Raw genomic sequence first — 18,839 nt, 5'->3', positions numbered from 1 at the left:
GTTTAGGCGTCCTTGGTTCGCATCAGCCAGAGGAAGAAGGGCGCGCCAACGACGGCGGTTAGGATGCCGATGGGGATTTCCACCGGCTCAGCTAGGGTGCGAGCTAAAAAGTCGCAGAGTCCCAAAAATGCACCGCCACCGAGTGCGCTCAACGGGATGAGTCGGCGGTGGTCGGCTCCCACTAGCATGCGCGTCAGGTGCGGGATAATGAGCCCCACAAAGCCGATGCCGCCGGCAACAGAAACGGTGGCAGCCGTCAGCATGGCAGTCACCAGCAGAAGAATTTTGCGCAGGGATGAGACGTTGACACCCAGCGCGGTCGCGGTTTCATCGCCTACGAGCAGGGCGTTCATGGCGCGAGTCTTAAAGCCAACCGTCACCAGCCCGATCACCAGCGCGAGGGTAGGTAGCGTCAGACTTTCCCAATGCGCTGCTGAGACAGAGCCCAGCATAAAGTGCAGGATGCTGTAGATGTTCTGGGCATCGGTGGTCATGATTAAGAAGTTGGTCACGGCGGCGAAGAGAGACCCCACCGCAACGCCCACCAGAATCAGGCGTGAGGGCATGATGATTCCGCGCTTGAGCGCCAGTGAGTAGACCAACGCAATGGTGATGGCAGCACCGATAAATGCTGAGACGTTCAGAGCGATGCCCGCTAGAGCAGTTGATCCCGCAACAATGGCCACCACGGCTCCGAGCCCCGCACCGGCTGAAATACCCAGGATGTAAGGTTCCGCTAGCGGATTACGCACAATCATCTGCAAGATGACGCCAGCGAGCGAGAGCGCAGCCCCGGCCACGATAGCAAGTAGAACACGGGGCAGGCGGGAGTTCCAGACGGCTTGGTCTTGGGCAGGGGGATGCTGCCGTCGCTCATCCAGAGCATGCCGGGAAGTAGATGACCGAGGACGATTTTGGCGGCGGTTGCTGGTGAGGTACCCAGCGAACCGTGGGCGGTGGATGCGACCACCAGCGCGATGATGCTCAAGGTGGCAGCCAGCATCCACAGGCGACAACGGGCGGTGGCAGACAAACGCGTCCCCTCCCAAATTATTATTGATAATGATTCTCAATAATAGTGGGAAGGGTGCGGGTTAGACAACGCCACGCACCGCCAGCTTATAACTGATGCGAGTAAGAATACAGATACACCGAGAGGGGAGCGATGTGCCATTTTTCGGGTGAAAAGTGGTACATCGCTCCCCTCTCACAAGAAGAGACAGTGGGTTTTCTAGCTGAGGATTTTTATTTCCTCGCTCACTCGGGAAGCCCCCCAGCTAGCCTATGCCCTGCCGCCTTGCTGGTGTGGCATGCGTTCCTCGGCGGGAACGCCCTCGCGCTGTTCGGTTTCTAGTTCATCTTCAACGCGGGCACGCAAATCATCGCGCACCAGATCCTGACGGCGGAAGTGCTTATTGCGATAGCCCGAACGCGCCATCATGTGCGTTGAAATCGGAATGGTCAAAAACTGCAGGATGAGCGCGACCAAAAGAACCGGCACAACCTTCCAGGTACCCGCATCCAAGGCGATGCCCAACAGCAACATCATCAGACCGAATACCTGCGGCTTAGAGCCGGCGTGCAGACGCGTCAGAAGATCCGGAAAACGGTAGAGACCAGCAGCCGCTGCCAGCGACATGAGGCAACCGATAATCATGCAGAGAGCGGCAATAATATCAATCATGGGTTAGCCCTCCTCAGAACCGGTTTCTAGGTTTTTCTCAACGTCCTTTTGGTCAACCTCTGTCACACGGTCAATCTCAGCGTTCACCGGGGCGTTGGATGCAAAGCGCGCCACCGTCACCGAGCTGATAAAGCCGATCATGGACAGAACCACGAGGATCGGCAGGTAAATGTAGCGGTCGTAGGCAAAGACCAGCAGGCAAATACCGGCGGCGATGATGGTGAGCAGGACGTCCGATGAAACCACGCGGTCCAGCAGAGTCGGGCCCTTCCACAGGCGGTAGAGGGTGCCAATAGTTGCCACGGCAAGAATAATGCCGCACGCCCAAATTACTGCGGTCATGAGTCGTGCCCTCCAATCTCGTTAACAACGGTTTTGCGTTCGTCTTGCTCTTGAAGCTCGTGTTCACCGCGTTCTGCGGCGTCAACGGTGCGGGCGTAGTCTTCGTCGGTTTCTACGTCCTCACGCAGCAGTGCTTCGTACTCGTCAGAGTGACCTGCCGCGCGCAGAATCATTGCCTCAATCTTCTGGGCGCTGACACGGTATTCCTCGACCCCTTCAGGGGTGTCCACGTCAATCACGTGCAGGTAGAGAATGGAGTGCGCGCGGTCGACGTCTACCACCAGCGAGCCGGGAATCAGTGAGAGCGCGTGCGAGGTTGCGGTGATAAACAAATCTGAGCGGGTGCGCAGCTCAACAGCAACCATCGCGCTATTGATGGGCTTACCGAAAGCGAAAGATAGCTTGGCCAGCTGGTAACTTGCCACCGTGACTCCCCAGAGAAAGTACGCAAGGAACTTCAGCGAGTGCCACAGATTAAACCTGTCAGACAGGTAGAGGCGCGGCATGCGGAACACGTAGGTGACAAGAATCGACAGCAGTAAGCCAAAGGCAACGTTGGGCACTGAGAAGTCCTGCCACAGCGCGCACCAGACCAAAACCAGCCAGAGTAGCGGCGGCAGTCCATGAAGAATGAAGTCTCTAATTTGGCGCATTATTTGCCCCCGTTTTCTGCCCAGTACTGTTCAATGGTCGATGCGTTATCACCGAAGACAGCGTGTACGTAGCGGTCGGGTTCAAAGAGGTTGTCTGATGCGTGATCCGCCAGGTTGTACAGCGGGGCTGCCAGCAGAGTGATGGCTACGCTGACGCTGACCAAGCCGATGGTTGAGAACTTCATCGAGCGCGGAATGGGCTTGCGTGCGTATTCTGCGGGGTTTGAGGATGCTTCTGCCTCCACCAGAGCGTCAACGGGGTTGTTCGCTTGTTCGGCAGGACGCCAGAAGGCTTTGTTCCATACGCGTAACAGGGCAATGAGGGTCAGTAGTGAGACAAAGACGCCGACGCCCGCCATGGTGTATGCCTGCCAGGTTCCAACGTTCGCGCTTGCTTGCAGCAGACCAATTTTGCCGATGAAGCCGGAGAACGGCGGGATGCCGCCCAGGTTCAGTGCGGGTACAAAGTAGAGCACTGCGAGCGTCGGTGAGATTGCCATGAGGCCACCGAGACAGTCGGTGTTGGTAGTGCCCGCGCGTCGTTCGATCAGACCAACCACCATAAATAGGGCGGTCTGGATAACGATGTGGTGGGCAATGTAGAAGACGACGGTGGTAAGACCGGCTTCAGTATTCAAGGCGATACCCCAAATCATGTAGCCGATGTGGCTGATGAGGGTGAAGGAGAGCAGACGTTTGATGTCTTTTTGTGCCAGCGCGCCGAGGATACCGACGAACAGCGTCAGGATCGCCACGATGGATAGCAGCGTGTTGAGGTGGCCACCGGGAAAGAGCAGGGTTTCGGTACGAATAATTGAGTAGACACCGACCTTGGTCAACAATCCAGCAAACACCGCGGTAACGGGTGCAGGGGCTGTTGGGTAGGAGTCCGGCAACCAGAGCGATAGGGGAAAGACTGCTGCTTTAATACCAAAAGCAATCAGAAGCATCAGGTGCAACTGCATACGTGTGCCCTCGGGCAAGGTGCCAAGCTTGAGGGCAAGGTCAGCCATGTTCACGGTACCTACGGATGCGTATACGAAAGCAATAGCAATCAAGAACAGCATGGACGAGATGATGGAGACCACCACGTAGGTGACGCCGGCGCGAATTCGCGGGGTGCTCGCGTTCATGGTCATAAGCACGTAGGACGCAAACAGCAGAATCTCAAAGCCCACGTAGAGGTTAAAGAGGTCCCCTGCCAAGAAGGCGTTTGAAACACCTGCAATCAGAAGCAAGTAGGTGGGGTAATACACCGAAATCGGCACTTCATCGTCCTCATCTGCCAGATGCTGACCGGTTGCGAAGATGAGCACGGCGAGGGAGACAATCAATGAAACTACCAGCATAAGAGCTGAGAGCTGATCGACAACCAGCACAATACCAAAGGGAGCGTCCCAGCCACCCAACTTCACAGCCTGAGGTTCGCGTCCCCACACTGCAAGCAGCAAGACAATATCGAGGGCTAAAGTAACGACGATAGCACCGAACGAGATAACCGCCTGCACACGAGGAAAACGTAGCAGGATGAAGGTCAGCGCTGCAGCAAAAAAGAGAATGGCAACAGAGAGCGGAGCAAGCGAGAAAATATTCACGTTTTAGTTCTCCTTTCCTCTTGTTGCTGATTCTTTTTCTGCCAAGTTGTGTTCTTTGTACGCAAGATTTATCAGCTCATCCGGGTTGTCGGTGCTGGTCTGTGCTCGGCGCAGTTTCTCTTGACCTGCGTGCAGATGCGCTTGCTCGTCTTGAAGTTCTTCTTCTTGAAGCTTGCGGCTTTCTTCATCACCTTCGAACTCTGATTCGTCATCTTCAATCGGAGTGTCTTCTTCGGTGTCGAAGTGGTCGCTGGTTGCAACGCGCAAGTCTTCGTCATCGTCCTGAATTTCATCGGCACGTGCCAGAACCCAGCCGCGGTAAATCATACCGAGCACGAAGGCGACCATTGCCGCACCAATCACGATGGCGGTAAGCGTCAGCGCCTGCGGGAGCGGATCGGTGTACTGGTCAGCCGGAATGTCCTTCTCGTAGAAGGTCGGTAATAGCGCAGGCCCGCCCGCGTGAACAATCAGCAGGTTGGTTGCGTTTGAAATCAGCATGAGTCCGAGCAGGACGCGGGTGAGCGTGCGAGCGAGCACCAGGTAGACGCCCACGGCGTAGAGCACACCCATCACGAGAATGAGGCTCAAATCGATAATCATGAGTCTGCCTTTCGGTGGGGTGTTGCAACTACTTCTTCGTTGATGTTCACGGTGTGGTCGGCAATCGCGTCGTCAACACCCTGGCCGAGGCTGCGCAGAATATCGAGAACCAGGCCGATAACCAGCAGGTAGACGCCAACGTCGAAAATAATCGTTGTTACGAAGTGGACGTCACCGAACACCGGTAACCAGAAGTCATAGACATGGGAGGTAAAGGCCGCATCGCCAATGAACAGTGGCCACACTACGTAGAGCACCGCAATCGCTAGACCGGCACCGAGGAAGGTACCAGCGCTAAAAGGCGTTGCCATGCGTAGCTCTGTGCCACCACCTGCGAGGTAGCGAATGGAGAACGCCAAACCTGCAATCAAACCGCCGGCAAAGCCACCGCCGGGCAGGTTGTGACCAGCTACAAGCATGTACAGCGAAACGATCAGCAAAGTGTGGAAAATCAGACGAGTCATGACTTCCATCAGTAGCGAACGTGATTCGGGGGGCAGTGTGCGTCCTGCCAGCAAAAATGGATCGCGTTCTTCTTCAACGTGGCCGAACTCTGTAGAGATCTGACGTTGACGGCTCTGCTCACCTTCTGCGTAGGACTGCTCAACAACGCGCAGTGCCTCTGTCGTCGGGTGCGCACCTATCGAGTCGTTGCGTCCGCCAATAAAGATCAAGGACGCGACGCCGGTAGCTGCCAGCGCAAGCACGGAAATTTCGCCGAAGGTGTCCCAGCCGCGCATATCAACGAGCGTGACGTTCACGGTGTTATAGCCGTGACCGTGCTCGTAGGCGAGCTTGGGCATCTCAAGAGAAATGGGATCTAGCGAACGCGATGAGAACGTGAACATTGCCAGCGCCATCATCAGCACGGCAAAGCCAATAGCGATAACCAGGCGCGTGGTCTTGTTAAGCGGGTTCTTGCGCTCACCGACGTCCTCACGCGGCATTTCGCGGGGTAGGACGCGCAGCGCAAGCACGAAGGCAATCATCGAGATGGTCTCAACCAGCAACTGGGTCAGAGCCAGGTCGGGTGCCGAACGCAGGGCGAAAATCAGCACCATGCCGTAGCCGGTAACCGACACCATCAAGATAGCGAGGAAGCGCTTGCGAACGGTTGCTGCAACAATAGCTGCCACAATCATCACGATTGCGATGACCCACTGCACCGGTGATTCGGTCACGCGCACGCCCTTGAGCGGCGGGGTCTCCTGCACAAACAGCGCAACGGTTGGAACGGTCACTGCCGTCACCAGAATGACGGAGAGGTAGAACGCCAGCGAACCACGCTGGGTTTTCGCGGTGACCCACACAGCAAAGCGGTCGAGAACGTCCATGACGCCGCGGTGGATATGACGCGCGCGAGGCAGCTCAGGAATCGAGGTCTGGATCTTCTCAACCGGCTCGCGGAAGAGGAAAATCAGCAGACCTACGACCATGATTCCCAGCGATGTAAAGAGCGCAGGGGTAAGACCGTGCCACAGAGCAAGGTGAAGTTCGTACTCACCAACAGTTTTCACATGTGCTGCAATGAGCTTGTGCAAGGGTTCGGGGTAAAGACCGAATACCACGGTGAGCAAGGTAAGAACGGCAGGAGCAGCTAAGAAACTGCCCTCAACCGAATGGAACTGGGTATCGGGGCTGTACTGGTTCTTACCGTGCTTAGCCAGCGCATAATCTACATCGGCACAGTATTTAACACCTTCATCGAGCATGTAGCTCTCACGCTTACGAGCAAAAGCGCCCCAGACAAAGCGGGCAGAATACGCGAAGGTGAAGATAGAACCAATCACCACAGAAGCAAACGCAAACATACCCGCCCAGGTTGAGAGGTCGTGAATCGCTGTTTCTAGCACAGCTTCTTTAGCCACGAACCCGGCAAACAGCGGTACGCCAGCCATAGATGCCGCCGAAATCGCGCCCACTGCAAAAAGCTTGGGTGCTCGACGGTAGATACCCGACATCTTGCGAATATCGCGGGTACCCGCCTGATGGTCGATAATGCCCACGGTCAAAAAGAGAGCAGCCTTGAACATGGAGTGTGCCAGTGTCATAGCGATTGCCGCATAAATCGCATCCGGAGTTCCCAGCGAAATAATGAGCGCTAAGAAGCCCAACTGCGAGACAGTACCGTAGGCAAGAATGAGTTTGAGGTCGAACTGCTTGAGCGCCACATAGCCACCAAAAATCATGGTGAAAGAACCCAAAATAAGAAGGGTGTAATGCCAAGCATCCACCTGAGCAAAAGCAGGCGACAGGCGCAGCAAAAGGTAGATACCGGCCTTCACCATTGCCGCCGCGTGCAGGTAAGCACTCACAGGGGTCGGTGCAGCCATCGCGCCCGGCAACCAGAAATGCATGGGAATCAACGCTGATTTAGAAACGGCGCCGGCCAGAATCAATATCATTGCCGTAGACAGCAGACCCAAAGAAATATTGCCGTGACCAGCCTGAATGTCCGCAGCCCAGTCAGCACCGCGCAGCGTCCACTCGTGCAAACTGTATGTACCCAGCGCCTGACCAACAATGACCAAACCAATGAACATGGCAAGACCGCCGAAGGTCGTAATGGTCATCGCCTGCAAGGCCGAACGACGCGCAGACAAACGCGTACGTGAGAAGCCAATCAGCAGATACGACAAAATGGTGGTGATCTCCCAGAAAATGAACATCACCAAAACGTCGTCAGAGGTCACCAAACCGAACATCGCACCGGCAAAGCCAAAGAGGTAGGCAGCAAACGCCCCCACGCCCTTCTGCTTAGGCGAGAAATAGGACGCGCAGTAGAACAGCACCAGCGAACCCACGCCCAGCACCAGCAAGCACATGATGAACGACAGAACATCAAGACGGAAGGTCAGGGAGAGGTTCAGCTGAGGAATCCACGGCACAGACTCAACCCACGCGTCCTCACCGTGAAGGATGCGTGAAGTTTGAGTCAGCACAGCGGCAAGGCTGAGTGCGGGTACGACTGCAAGTGCGTAGAAGGTTTTAACGCCAAACTTCTTAAAAAGGGCGGGAGTCACCAACGAACACACAAAGAAAGCAATAAGAATTAAGGTCACGAGTGGGCCTTACATGTGTCTGGGGTTTATCTTTACTCAGTTTAGCTAATAAAGTGCACTTAGTGTTATGGTGGGTTCCACAAAATAAAGCTCTTTTTATGGGAATATGCTGTTTTTTCTGCTTTTCACGCGGTACAAACCTTGGTATAAAATAACGTTTATGACGCCGGCGCAAAACTTACCCCGAACGACCGCGGCCTTTCGAAGGTGACCACAAAAACATCAGAGTGACCATGATAACGTCAATGTACACCGTTTTTCCCGTGGGTTTTGACGCTTTTGTGGTCACTGCGGTGTTTACGTGGTCACCTCTAAGGCAAGCAGAGTAAACTAGCCACGATTTATCTCGCACTCTATGGTTTGGATGAACTCTCGTGGCATCTTCTCGCTCTCCTTTTTCATGGCAGCTGCACGGCAACGGCAAGGCTATTGCCCCCGGCGCAGTTGTTGCTCCGCATGAACGTCTTTCGTGGGGTCGCACTATCGGCATTGGCGCGCAGCACGTGATCGCAATGTTTGGTGCGACCTTCCTTGTGCCCCTGCTGACCGGTTTTCCGCCGGCGACTACCCTGTTCTTCTCGGGTATCGGCACCATCATCTTCCTGCTTCTGACGGCAGGACGCGTGCCCTCCTACCTGGGCTCGTCCTTCGCCTTCATCGCTCCCCTTGCGGCAGCGTCCAACCAGTACGGCCCCGGCGGCTCACTGGGCGGCATTGTGATGGCGGGTATTTCGCTGTTCATCATCGGTTTGATTGTGCAGTTTGCGGGCACGGGTTGGCTGACCAAGCTCATGCCACCGCTGGTGACCGGCTCTATCGTGGCGCTCATCGGCTTCAACCTGGCGCCGTCCGCTAAAGACAACTTTATGAAGGCACCTATCACCGCGCTGGTCACGCTCACCAGCATCGTGCTGATTTCGGTCATTTTCAAGGGAATGATCGGACGCCTGTCTATTCTTCTGGGCGTCATCATCGGCTACATCACCGCTGTCCTGCGCGGCGAAGTAGACTTCACGACCATTCACCAGACCTGGGAATCCGAGGGTCTGATTGGTCTGCCGCACTTTCAGCATCCTGAGTTCCACTGGAACCTAGCTGGCCTGTTTATTCCCGTGATTCTCGTGCTGGTTGCCGAGAACATCGGCCACGTGAAATCGGTGGCGCTGATGACCAACACTAACCTGGACGCCTACTCAGGACGCGCGATCATGGCTGACGGCCTGGCAACCACCGTTGCGGGCATGGGCGGCGGTTCAGGCACCACCACCTACGCTGAGAACATTGGCGTGATGGCGGCGACCAAGGTCTACTCCACCGCCGCTTACTGGGTAGCTGCAATTTTCGCGATTCTGCTGTCTATCTTCCCCGTTTTCGGTGCCGCCGTGGCAACCGTGCCCGCGGGCGTCCTGGGCGGTGCTGCAACCGTTCTTTACGGCATGATCGGTATGCTCGGTGTGCGCATCTGGGTGCAGAACCGCGTGGATTTCTCTAACCAGGTGAACCTGACCACCGCGTCCATCGCTATGATCATCGGTATCGCCGACTACACCTGGGAGTTCAGCAACCTGCAGTTCGCGGGCATTGCCCTGGGTACCGCCGCCACCCTGGTGATCTACCACGTCATGGCAGCTATCAATAAGGGAACCGGTGCCGCTGGGGCAGACCCGCTCACGCCGGACGCGACCGACCCCAAATCTCCGGAAGCGGCGGCGCACTAGCGTCCTCGCGCCCCGACCAACCACATACGAAATGCCCGAGCTACACATGAAAATCATATGTAGCTCGGGCATTTCGTATGTAGCAACGGTTATATCTAAGGACGCGTCGCGCTCACTAGGTACTGCAGGGTCGGCTGATGCCCGGGAGTAGCGCCCTGGGCTAAGTCCAGTTCAAGCACCTGGGTCAGCTCGCGCACCTGAATGTCGATAAAGCCCGCCCGCTCAATGACCGCAACGGTTGATTCGATGCTTTGCGCCTCGGCCAGCGGCAGTTCTGCGCGTACGGTTTCATCGTAAAGTTCAGCGAAGTTTTCGGTCTTATTCTCATCCAAACCGCGAGGAAACCAGGGCGCATCGATTACGATCAGTGTGCCACCGGGAACCAAAAGCCCTCGCCAGTTTTTCAACGCTTCAACCGGGTGGCGGAGCGTCCACATGAGGTAGCGGCTGGTGACCGCGTCGAAGGTTCGCTCACCAAGGGTGAGTGCTGGCTCAACCGCGTCCGCCATGATGAATTCAGGACGCTGCTGCTCGGGTAGATTGAGAGCCTCGTGTCTTGCGATCTCCAGCATCTGTTCTGATAAATCTACGCCTGTGACCTGTTTGCCCACGTCAGAATGCACGAAAGCGAGAAATCCTGAGCCTGTGCCGATATCAAGGACTCTCTGCGCATGAGAGGGCAGGGCATCGCGCATGATGTCGCCCCATACTTCACGGTCAACATTTTTACGGTCTGGACGCTGTTGCAAGCGATGGTAGGTTTCAGCGCGCTGATCCCAGTAGGCGTTGATTGATTCCTGTGCGCTCATGAGCTCCCTTCGGGGTTGCGCGGCTCGAATAGTAGGTGGGTTTTGCCGTGGTGTTCTATGCGATGAACGGCCATGTCGTAAACGGGCTCTAGATACGCAGGCGTCAAGACGTCGCCCACGGGACCTTGTGCGACCACGCGTCCAGAGTCGAGGAGCACCACGTCATCGCAATATTGCGCGGCGAGATTGAGATCGTGCAGAACAATCACGGTGTTACGCGAGTTGGTGCGAATCAGTCCCAGCAGCTCGTGCTGGTGTCTGATGTCGAGGTGGTTGGTGGGCTCATCTAAGAAGATGTAGGGCGTATCTTGCGCTAGCGATCGGGCGATGAGAACGCGCTGTTTTTCGCCGCCGGAGAGTTCTGCAAAGAACCGCTGGGCAAGGTGCAGAGCATTGACCGATTCAAGACTGCGAATGACCTTTTCTTCATCGGACGCTCCCGGTCGCGCGAACATGCCAAGGCGAGGGGTGCGACCGAGCATCACCATCTGCGCAACGGTTAACCCGGGTTCGCTGTCTCGTTCTTGAATGACGGTAGAAACTTCCCGCGCGAGTTCTTGAGCCGAGTAGGACCCTAGGTCTTTTCCGCCGATGGTGACGCGTCCTTCAACCGGTTTTAAACCGCCGCTGAGGTTGCGAATCAGTGTTGATTTTCCACTACCGTTAGGGCCCACCAGTCCCAGCACCCGCCCCACTCGCTGTTCAAGATTTACACCGTGTAAAACAGTCTGAGTGCCGTAGGCGTAGGTGAGGTTCTGCGCGCGAATCACTGATAGAACCTTTCAACAATGCGTTCAAGACCGTCCACCACCAGAGGGGTTGCGGGTTCGGTGAAGTTCATGAGTTGAACCAGCATCTGGTTGTCGCGCACAGCAGTGATTGAGTCTGCGCCCGGGAGGTTTTTGACGGCGTCAGCGACGGCCTGTTCATCACCCTCCGAGTAGAGAAGAATCAGAACGTCGGGGTTGCGGTTAATCAGTTCTTCGCCGGTGACTTCAAAAACGCGCTGGTCAACGTCACCGAAAACGTTCTTAAAACCGGCAGCTTCTAGCTGAGGTTCTGCCATCGATTTGCTGCCGTAGGCGTAGGTAGTACCGCCACCCACCGTGGGGTAAAGGACGGCAGCGGTGCGTCCGTCGCCGTCACCCACCTGCTTTTTCACCGCGTCCACTCGGGTTTTGAGGTCGCTGATTGCAGCGTCCGCCCGGTCTTTTTTATTAAAAATAGTGCCGTACGTTTCAAGCTGATCGTAGATAGAGTCAAAGCTTTGATGCTCGGGGGCCCCGCTTTTGCACATGGCAGGTTCTTCAATCAGCGGGATACCAAGTTGCGAAAGAGAAGCGCGGTCGAGGTTATCGACTTCACCCAGTACGAGGTCTGGTTGCTGGGCAATCACCGTGTCTTTTGAGATGTTCAGGTGGCCACCGGCATCTAAGTCGTCGGACAGCATGGGAATCTTGTTCAGTTCATCGCGGGTTGCCTGATCGTAGTACGCGTCTGGGTAGGCGCCCGCGCGGGCTACCACCTGGTCAAGTACACCGAGGTCGTGCAATGCCGGAACAGCTGCGGACTTGAGCAAAACCATGCGTTCGGGTGTTTTATTGAAGGTGACGTCAGTACCGCAGTTCTGCACGGTCACCGATTCTCCCGATGCCCCAGCCGAGGAATTTTCTGCGCTAGAGCATCCTGTCAGCACAAGTGCTCCTACAGCTGCCAGCGCACCAACAACAGTGAATAAGTGTTTCATAAAGCTTAGGTCTTTCTAGGAGTACGAGCGCATTTTCTTAATCAGTACCAGCAAGAATGGTGTGCCCACTAAGGCGGTAAGGATGCCGATGGGTATTTCTTGGGGTGCTAAGACCGTGCGCGCTACAAGGTCTGCAAGGGTGAGCAGGGTTGCACCCATCAGGGCGGCAATGGGTAAGGACGCGCGATGTAGGGCACCGGCGCATCGTCGGGCAAGATGCGGGATGATGAGTCCAACAAAGCCGATACTGCCCGCTGTGGCAACCACTACGCCCACGTTAAGCGAGATGATAACGAGCAGGATGAGGCGGATTTTCTCGGGTGAGATACCAAGGCTTACCGCCGATTCATCGCCAACAGATAGGACGTCAAGGTGTTTGCTCATCGCCCAGAAGATAATCCCGGTAAGTGCAGTAATAATGACTGTTGCTGTCAGCGGAGTTCCCCAGGCGGCAAGCGAGAGTGAACCGAGCAACCAGAACATCACAGAACGCGTACCTTCGGCATCGCCGCTAGCAAAGATTAAGAAGCTGGTAACAGCGTTGAGAGCGTAGCCCACAGCCACACCAGCCAAAAGCAGACGCAGGGAGGTAATGCGTCCGCCCGTCCGAGCTAGAAGGTAGACCGCAATGGACGACGCTAGCGCCCCTAGAAAAGCGGTTGCTTGTAGAGCATGAGCACCAAACGCACCAACGCCTGCACCAAAGAGAATCGCCAGTGCAGCACCCGCTGAAGCACCCGAGTTAATGCCGAGCAGGTATGGTTCAGCCAGAACATTGCGTACCATCGCCTGCAAGACCATGCCGCTCACGGCAAGACTCGCACCGACAACTACAGCAAGCAGAACACGCGGTAAACGCACCTGCCAGATGATGGCGTCCACAGAAGGTGACCACGTAATTGGGCTGTGAGGGGTGAGAGTATGGTGCGCAATAACGTTGAGAGTTTCCCCCAAGGTCAGTGGCACAGCGCCTACAGTAATCCCTAGAAAAGCGGCGACCGCGAGCGCTATCAGGAGCACTGTAGCCCATACCAGTACGCGGGTACGCAAGCTTTTGAGCCCCAGCGGGTCATCTTGAATTTTCTGTTGTTGCACAGTCACTGAGATAGAGTAACGCCTATTTCTGGGCGGTTGGTGTGAACTTTGAGCCTACCAGCATCACAATCCACATGGAGAGCAGGAAGGGCCAGGTGTAGACGGGAATCGGGGTCAGTGTCAGCAGGGGTTGGATGCACAGGGTGAGCAGGATGCCCACGGTTGCACCGGTGATGCGCGCTGATAGCGGGCGGTCGTTCCAGAAGGTGGCACCGATAGCGATAGAGACGAGCACCGCGCTGTAACCGAAGAGTCCGGTTGAGGTGGTAGCAAGACCGCCGTGCACCAGGGACGCGATGAGCAGGCTCAGTACGCTACCCCACAGGGCGAAGCCACCAAGCACGAGGGATGCTGCAAACAAACCTGCTGCAATCAGAACGCCCGTCACCGCACCGTCAGCAAGAACAACCTCGGCGATATTGTTGGTGAGCCCCACATAAACCCCGTTCACGCCGGTTCCGGAGCTCAACGCACCGCCGGTTGCTTTGAAGCCTGCGAGCAGGGTGATGAGGATGCCAGTGACAGTGCAGAACGGTGCGGTAGAGACAGGAAGTGCCGCACCGCGCAGAGCTTTGGTGGCAAAGAGCTTTTCAAAGGCAAAGTGCACGGGGGTGCACAGTGCAGCACCGACCACTGTCATTGCTAAACCGATGGGCCAGTTCTGCAACTGAACACCGGCGGCAGCACCAACGAGCGCGCCGTTGAAGCCAAAGAGACCGTCAGTCACAGCCTCAGGCCGCTTCACGGCAAGACCGGTCAGTGTCTGCACGAGAGCACCGAGTGCCATGAGCACGGCAGTACGCAGATCAAAAAGTGCAACGCCTGCAAGAATCAGGACGCCGGTGGCGGAGCTTCGCGCAAAGTAGATTTGGGAGACACCCCGTAGAACATCCTGAATCTTCATGGTTCGTGTTTCCTCTTTTTAGTGCTTTCGTAGATCAAGTTTCGCCTGGTAACGCCAGGTTTTACGGGTGAGGTTAATGATGTCCTGGTGCAACTGAGCAATGTCGGCGGTGGAGTTCGCCAGGGAGCGCACCGCCACGCAGTGCACACCGTGAGCGTCGCGTCCTGCACGGGTGATGCCAGAGAGCGTATTGGAGCCTTCCACCATTGCCGCCAGCTCGTCATAGAGGGCATCGTCGATGCGGGCGTCCGCTAGGAGTAGCTGCCCGGTGTGACTATGCCCCTCCATGAGCCCGACGCCGCGGATATCACCGAGTTCGCTGGGCTTGAGGCGCAGCTGATCAACCGCTAGACGCTTGTCACCGCCCTCCCCCGTCACGCGAATTTCGGTGCGCATACGCAACTCTTGGTATTTGAAGGACGAGCCGTCCGGCGCCCAGCCCGGCGTGATGATTTCTGACATCACTAGCGAGGCGGTAGGATCCATGGTCACCAGTGTGCGCTGTTTGTACGCGCCTTCACGGTAGACAATCAGCTGGTCAGGCACATACTCGAAGACAGCGCCGGGGCCAAGATTCACCGTCATCTCTTGGTAGGCGGGACCCTGCGGAGTCTTGTACACCTTGGTTGCCGACTGCGTGGTCAGCAGTAGTGACGCGCCCTGCTCAACCTTCAGATCCAGCAGGTAGCGGTCCGCGCCAAAGTATGCACCGCCGGGGTTAATGGCGGTGTAGGTGACCTGCCCGGACGCATCCAGGTAATGCGGGCGAAGAATACGCAACGCGCCCTCGTGGTACTGGCTCTTAGCCACCGAACGTCCATTGCGTTCGGTGACACCGAGCTTAAGCACGCCTGCCCAGTTATGGGTTTCGTGTTCAGTAGCCATCGAAAATTAGGATGCGAGGTCGAGCATGAGCACGTCGTGGCGAATCCAGTTCTCCACGGTCTCAAGGCCTTCGTCGGTCTTCAGGTTGGTGAAAGCGTAGGGCTTGTTCTTGCGGAAGACCTTGGAGTCGGCTTCCATAACGTCCAGGTCAGCACCCACGTGCGGTGCGAGGTCGGTCTTGTTGATTACGAACAGATCTGACTTGATCATGCCCTGACCAGCTTTACGCGGAATCTTCTCACCCTGCGCCACGTCAATCACGTAAATAGAGAAGTCAACAAGTTCGGGGCTGAAGGTTGCCGAAAGGTTATCGCCACCGGATTCCACGAAGATGATCTGCAGGTCATCAAAACGCTTCTTCAGCTCTTCAATAGCTGCCTCATTCATCGAGGTGTCTTCGCGAATAGCGGTGTGCGGGCAACCGCCGGTCTCAATACCAATGATGCGAGATTCAGGGAGCACGGAATTGCGCGCCAGAATCTTAGCGTCCTCAATGGTGTAAATATCGTTGGTGATTGCAGCCATTGAAATTTCATCGCTCATAGAACGTGAAATGCGTTCAATCAGCTGGGTCTTGCCGGCGCCCACGGGGCCGCCAATACCAATAATAATCGGATCCATAGTCAAACCTTCTTTCAAAATCTTCTGGTTTAAAAACTTCAGTGGAGTGAACCACTAGCGAGTCCGCGATGCACTATCGCCAGCTGGCATCGGGGCTGGCGTGAATCGCTTCCGAGCGCCCCGCGCGAGTGAAGCGAGAGGGACTGCTGACGATAGCGCATCGCGGAATCGCTCTATCCCTAGCAGCCTTACACTTAACTCATAAACAGACGCGCGCGCTGACGCTCGTGTTGCATCTGCGCGATTTCAAGGCCGGGGGCAATAGCGCCCAGGTCTTCCTCATCGAGCGCAGCAGACTCCTCAACGGCGCGGGCAATCCACTCCTGAGCCGCACGGATCACGCGCTGACCGGTGTTCTGCCCCAGCGGAATCGCGCGCACAGCGTTCTGCGTCAGCGAGATAACGGTGGCATAAAGGTGTGACGCCACGGCCTCGTCCACCGGCACCTCAAGATCACGCGCAATCACCCCCCACACAACAGCCTGATGCGAGTAGAGACTGCCGTCCGCTACCCCGGCGGCGTAAGCGTCCGCCCATTCGCTGGGGTATGACGCCGACGCCAAAGACAGCAGACGCTTGCCCATGGTGATGCCGCCGTCGCGAATCTGCTGCGGTAGCGCCTGAGCGGTCACCAGCTCATCAAGGTCAGCGACGTCGTCGAAAGAGTGCGCCGCGTAGACCATACGAATAGCCAACGCGTCCGTGTAGGTGAGCTGCTGTTCCACAAACATGCGCATCCACGCTGAGAACGAGGCTTCGTCCTCTAGCTCTTCGCGGTGCATGTAGGTTTCAAACCCGAGGGAGTGACTAAATGCGCCGGTGGGAAGGGCTGAGTCGGTTAGCTGCATCATTCCCAGCATGGATGCCAGCGATGTATTCACCATGTTCTAGTGCGTGTGCTCAGCGTGGCGGAAGGGCACGGGCATGACGCGTTCTTGACGCGAGTACGCGACCTTGTGGTGCTTGAGGAAGTCTTCGACGGTGTGGTCATACTGCACAACCATGACTGCAGCCTGATATTCGCTGTCGGTGTCGAAGAACTGTGCCTGAAGGTGACGGTTGCCCAGTGAGTGCGCCACGAACGCCATTTCTACAATGGAGGACGCCGCGATCACCAGCACGTCGGTGGGCAGTACCGAGACCACAATGGCATTGCCGTGCTCACCGGAATCTTCAAGCGCGAGAATATCGCCGTCTTTGAGATCGGGTGAGCTGGCGGGCAGGCGCAAACCTACCTCGTTATTGTGGTCGGTGGTCAAACGCTGAATGCGTTTGACCAGGTCAGCACTGGGCAGGACGACTTTTTCAAGGTGGCGTCCCTCAACCAGCGCTGCACCGTCAGCCTCGTGAGTATTGCCTAGAATTTCGGTAATAATCAAGAATTTTCCTTCTTAGAACATGAAGTAGCGCTGAGCCATGGGCAGCTCGTCCTGAGCCTTAGCGGTGATTACTTCACCGTTCACGCGTACTTCGTAGGTCTCGGGGTCAACGCTGAGCTTGGGCATTTCGCCGTTGAGCTTCAGATCTGACTTCTTGAGATCGCGAATACCCTTGACCGCGCGCACGTGCTTCTTCAAACCCAGCTGGCGTGAGACGCCGTTGAGCAGGGATGCTTGCGACATGAAGGTGATGGAGGTGCTGTGAACAGCGCTTCCGTAGGCACCGAATGCCTTGCGGTACCAGCGTGGCTGCGGGGTAGGAATCGATGCGTTGGGATCACCCATGATGCTGTTGACCATCTGACCACCCTTGATGATCAGATCGGGCTTAACACCGAAGAACTGCGGTTCCCAGAGCACCAGGTCAGCGAACTTGCCGGGCTCAACAGAACCCACCACGTGCGAGATACCGTGCGCAATAGCCGGGTTGATGGTGTACTTAGCGATAAAGCGCTTGATGCGGAAGTTATCGCCGGTTTTACCTTCGTCCTCAGGTAGCTGGCCGCGCTGCTTCTTCATGGAGTCCGCAACCTGCCAGGTGCGCATGATTACTTCGCCCACGCGTCCCATAGCCTGCGAGTCAGACGAGGTCATGGAGAACACGCCCATGTCCTGCAGAACGTCCTCAGCCGCAATGGTTTCTTTGCGGATGCGGGAGTCTGCGAAGGCAACGTCCTCAGGGATTGAGGGGTTGAGGTGGTGGCAGACCATGAGCATATCGAGGTGCTCTTCAAGAGTGTTCTTGGTGTAGGGCAGAGTCGGGTTGGTGGATGCGGGAAGGATGTTCTCGTCGCCAGCCAACTCGATGATGTCCGGTGCGTGGCCGCCGCCCGCACCTTCAGTGTGGAAGGTGTGGATAACGCGTCCTGCGATTGCTGCGCGGGTGTCTTCAACAAAGCCAGCCTCGTTCAGGGTGTCAGTGTGAATTGCCACCTGAACGTCGTACTGGTCAGCTACCTCAAGCGCAGTGTTGATGGATGACGGGGTTGCGCCCCAGTCTTCGTGAATCTTCAGGCCCACAGCACCGGCGCGAATCTGCTCAGCCATAGGTGAGATGGACGAGCCGTGGCCCTTGCCCAGCAGACCAAAGTTCATGGGGAACTCTTCAAAAGCCTGCAACATGTTGTGGATGTTGCGCTCACCGGGAGTGATGGTGGTTGCCTTGGTCGATTCGCTGGGGCCGGTACCGCCACCGAACATGGTGGTGATACCTGAAACCAGAGCGGTTTCAATCTGGTCGGGGCTGATGAAGTGGATGTGGGTGTCGATACCGCCAGCGGTCAGAATCTTGCCCTCACCTGCCACGATATCGGTTGCCACACCAATAGGAATGGTCACACCATCCATGGTGTGCGGGTTGCCTGCTTTACCGATTGCCATAATGTGACCGTCGCGGACAGCAACGTCAGCCTTGTAAATACCGGTGTAGTCAATGACCACAACGTTGGTGATCACGAGATCGGGAATACCCATATCGCGCACCATGTGGCTGTTCTGGCCCATGCCGTCACGAACAACCTTGCCGCCACCGAACACAGCTTCTTCGCCGGGGGTGGTGAGGTCGTATTCAACTTCTGCGAACAGCTCGGTATCTGCCAGGCGAATCGCATCGCCGGTGGTCGGTCCGTAAAGGCTGGTGTAGCGTTCGCGGCTCAGTTCAAAACTCATTATTATGCTCCTCA

The 18,839-nt window shown here is 56.4% G+C and carries 19 protein-coding genes; 1 reads left to right on the top strand and 18 read right to left on the bottom strand.

Annotation, left to right across the window (positions count from 1 at the left end):
• Positions 1-2: 2 nt before the first annotated feature.
• The 8 genes from HF984_RS04195 to HF984_RS04165 all read right to left on the bottom strand — a co-directional run bounded on the left by HF984_RS04195 (position 3) and on the right by HF984_RS04165 (position 7,939).
• Positions 3-800, bottom strand: a complete 798-nt coding sequence (locus tag HF984_RS04195) for a FecCD family ABC transporter permease (RefSeq protein ID WP_343947473.1) — start codon at positions 798-800, stop codon at positions 3-5.
• Positions 755-1,033 (bottom strand): hypothetical protein, encoded by a 279-nt coding sequence (locus HF984_RS11455; RefSeq protein ID WP_247596461.1) that lies wholly within the window; start codon positions 1,031-1,033, stop codon positions 755-757. The genes HF984_RS04195 and HF984_RS11455 overlap by 46 nt, the downstream gene beginning before the upstream one ends.
• Before the next feature lie 249 nt (positions 1,034-1,282).
• Positions 1,283-1,684, bottom strand: a complete 402-nt coding sequence (gene mnhG, locus HF984_RS04190; protein WP_168614429.1) for a monovalent cation/H(+) antiporter subunit G — start codon at positions 1,682-1,684, stop codon at positions 1,283-1,285.
• Between the two features lie 3 nt (positions 1,685-1,687).
• The gene (locus HF984_RS04185) at positions 1,688-2,026 is read right to left on the bottom strand and encodes an MrpF/PhaF family protein (protein WP_168614428.1); all 339 of its coding nucleotides are present in this window, start codon (positions 2,024-2,026) and stop codon (positions 1,688-1,690) included.
• The gene (locus HF984_RS04180; RefSeq protein ID WP_168614427.1) at positions 2,023-2,679 is read right to left on the bottom strand and encodes a Na+/H+ antiporter subunit E; all 657 of its coding nucleotides are present in this window, start codon (positions 2,677-2,679) and stop codon (positions 2,023-2,025) included. Before HF984_RS04180 ends, HF984_RS04185 begins: the two co-directional genes overlap by 4 nt.
• Positions 2,679-4,274 (bottom strand): Na+/H+ antiporter subunit D, encoded by a 1,596-nt coding sequence (locus HF984_RS04175; protein ID WP_168614426.1) that lies wholly within the window; start codon positions 4,272-4,274, stop codon positions 2,679-2,681. Before HF984_RS04175 ends, HF984_RS04180 begins: the two co-directional genes overlap by 1 nt.
• A 3-nt stretch (positions 4,275-4,277) precedes the next feature.
• Complete coding sequence (locus tag HF984_RS04170) at positions 4,278-4,877, bottom strand: Na(+)/H(+) antiporter subunit C (protein ID WP_168614425.1); 600 nt, start codon at positions 4,875-4,877, stop codon at positions 4,278-4,280.
• Positions 4,874-7,939 carry a Na+/H+ antiporter subunit A gene (locus HF984_RS04165; protein WP_168614424.1) on the bottom strand — a complete coding sequence of 1,022 codons (3,066 nt, stop codon included), beginning with the start codon at positions 7,937-7,939 and terminating at the stop codon, positions 4,874-4,876. The genes HF984_RS04170 and HF984_RS04165 overlap by 4 nt, the downstream gene beginning before the upstream one ends.
• Positions 7,940-8,313: 374 nt before the next feature.
• On the opposite strand from HF984_RS04165, the gene HF984_RS04160 reads away from it, so the two are divergent.
• Positions 8,314-9,657 (top strand): uracil-xanthine permease family protein, encoded by a 1,344-nt coding sequence (locus HF984_RS04160; protein ID WP_168614423.1) that lies wholly within the window; start codon positions 8,314-8,316, stop codon positions 9,655-9,657.
• A 95-nt stretch (positions 9,658-9,752) separates the two neighbouring features.
• Here HF984_RS04160 and HF984_RS04155 read toward each other — a convergent pair whose 3' ends face one another.
• The 10 genes from HF984_RS04155 to ureC all read right to left on the bottom strand — a co-directional run bounded on the left by HF984_RS04155 (position 9,753) and on the right by ureC (position 18,825).
• Positions 9,753-10,466, bottom strand: a complete 714-nt coding sequence (locus HF984_RS04155) for a class I SAM-dependent methyltransferase (RefSeq protein ID WP_168614422.1) — start codon at positions 10,464-10,466, stop codon at positions 9,753-9,755.
• The gene (locus tag HF984_RS04150; RefSeq protein ID WP_168614421.1) at positions 10,463-11,236 is read right to left on the bottom strand and encodes an ABC transporter ATP-binding protein; all 774 of its coding nucleotides are present in this window, start codon (positions 11,234-11,236) and stop codon (positions 10,463-10,465) included. Before HF984_RS04150 ends, HF984_RS04155 begins: the two co-directional genes overlap by 4 nt.
• Positions 11,233-12,213: an ABC transporter substrate-binding protein gene (locus tag HF984_RS04145; protein ID WP_168614420.1), complete on the bottom strand. Its 981-nt coding sequence runs from the start codon at positions 12,211-12,213 to the stop codon at positions 11,233-11,235. Before HF984_RS04145 ends, HF984_RS04150 begins: the two co-directional genes overlap by 4 nt.
• A 15-nt stretch (positions 12,214-12,228) precedes the next feature.
• The gene (locus HF984_RS04140) at positions 12,229-13,308 is read right to left on the bottom strand and encodes a FecCD family ABC transporter permease (RefSeq protein WP_228008134.1); all 1,080 of its coding nucleotides are present in this window, start codon (positions 13,306-13,308) and stop codon (positions 12,229-12,231) included.
• 22 nt (positions 13,309-13,330) lie between these two features.
• A complete protein-coding gene (locus HF984_RS04135) occupies positions 13,331-14,212 on the bottom strand; it encodes an urea transporter (protein ID WP_168614419.1) in 882 nt (293 codons plus the stop codon).
• An 18-nt stretch (positions 14,213-14,230) separates the two neighbouring features.
• Complete coding sequence (locus tag HF984_RS04130) at positions 14,231-15,097, bottom strand: urease accessory protein UreD (RefSeq protein WP_168614418.1); 867 nt, start codon at positions 15,095-15,097, stop codon at positions 14,231-14,233.
• A gap of 6 nt (positions 15,098-15,103) precedes the next feature.
• On the bottom strand, positions 15,104-15,718 hold the full coding sequence (ureG, locus tag HF984_RS04125; RefSeq protein WP_168614417.1) for an urease accessory protein UreG: 615 nt from the start codon (positions 15,716-15,718) through the stop codon (positions 15,104-15,106).
• Between the two features lie 194 nt (positions 15,719-15,912).
• Positions 15,913-16,602, bottom strand: a complete 690-nt coding sequence (locus HF984_RS04120) for an urease accessory protein UreF (RefSeq protein ID WP_168614416.1) — start codon at positions 16,600-16,602, stop codon at positions 15,913-15,915.
• A gap of 3 nt (positions 16,603-16,605) precedes the next feature.
• Positions 16,606-17,097, bottom strand: coding sequence for an urease accessory protein UreE (ureE, locus tag HF984_RS04115; RefSeq protein WP_168614415.1), 492 nt, complete (start codon positions 17,095-17,097; stop codon positions 16,606-16,608).
• Positions 17,098-17,109: 12 nt separating this feature from the next.
• The gene (gene ureC, locus HF984_RS04110) at positions 17,110-18,825 is read right to left on the bottom strand and encodes an urease subunit alpha (RefSeq protein ID WP_168614414.1); all 1,716 of its coding nucleotides are present in this window, start codon (positions 18,823-18,825) and stop codon (positions 17,110-17,112) included.
• Between the last annotated feature and the right edge of the window lie 14 nt (positions 18,826-18,839).

The sequence above is a fragment of the Rothia terrae genome, assembly GCF_012396615.1.
Taxonomy (GTDB): domain Bacteria; phylum Actinomycetota; class Actinomycetes; order Actinomycetales; family Micrococcaceae; genus Rothia; species Rothia terrae.
This window is presented reverse-complemented; position numbering and strand designations above follow the sequence as displayed.

What these genes read in the sequence shown, in the direction of transcription:
- HF984_RS04130 (WP_168614418.1), bottom strand. Translation starts at nt 15,097, where the DNA reads ATGGCTACTGAACACGAAACCCATAACTGGGCAGGCGTGCTTAAGCTC.
- HF984_RS04180 (WP_168614427.1), bottom strand. Translation starts at nt 2,679, where the DNA reads ATGCGCCAAATTAGAGACTTCATTCTTCATGGACTGCCGCCGCTACTC.
- HF984_RS04145 (WP_168614420.1), bottom strand. Translation starts at nt 12,213, where the DNA reads ATGAAACACTTATTCACTGTTGTTGGTGCGCTGGCAGCTGTAGGAGCA.
- mnhG (WP_168614429.1), bottom strand. Translation starts at nt 1,684, where the DNA reads ATGATTGATATTATTGCCGCTCTCTGCATGATTATCGGTTGCCTCATG.
- HF984_RS04120 (WP_168614416.1), bottom strand. Translation starts at nt 16,602, where the DNA reads ATGGTGAATACATCGCTGGCATCCATGCTGGGAATGATGCAGCTAACC.
- ureG (WP_168614417.1), bottom strand. Translation starts at nt 15,718, where the DNA reads ATGGATCCGATTATTATTGGTATTGGCGGCCCCGTGGGCGCCGGCAAG.
- HF984_RS04135 (WP_168614419.1), bottom strand. Translation starts at nt 14,212, where the DNA reads ATGAAGATTCAGGATGTTCTACGGGGTGTCTCCCAAATCTACTTTGCG.
- HF984_RS04155 (WP_168614422.1), bottom strand. Translation starts at nt 10,466, where the DNA reads ATGAGCGCACAGGAATCAATCAACGCCTACTGGGATCAGCGCGCTGAA.
- HF984_RS04170 (WP_168614425.1), bottom strand. Translation starts at nt 4,877, where the DNA reads ATGATTATCGATTTGAGCCTCATTCTCGTGATGGGTGTGCTCTACGCC.
- HF984_RS04185 (WP_168614428.1), bottom strand. Translation starts at nt 2,026, where the DNA reads ATGACCGCAGTAATTTGGGCGTGCGGCATTATTCTTGCCGTGGCAACT.
- ureC (WP_168614414.1), bottom strand. Translation starts at nt 18,825, where the DNA reads ATGAGTTTTGAACTGAGCCGCGAACGCTACACCAGCCTTTACGGACCG.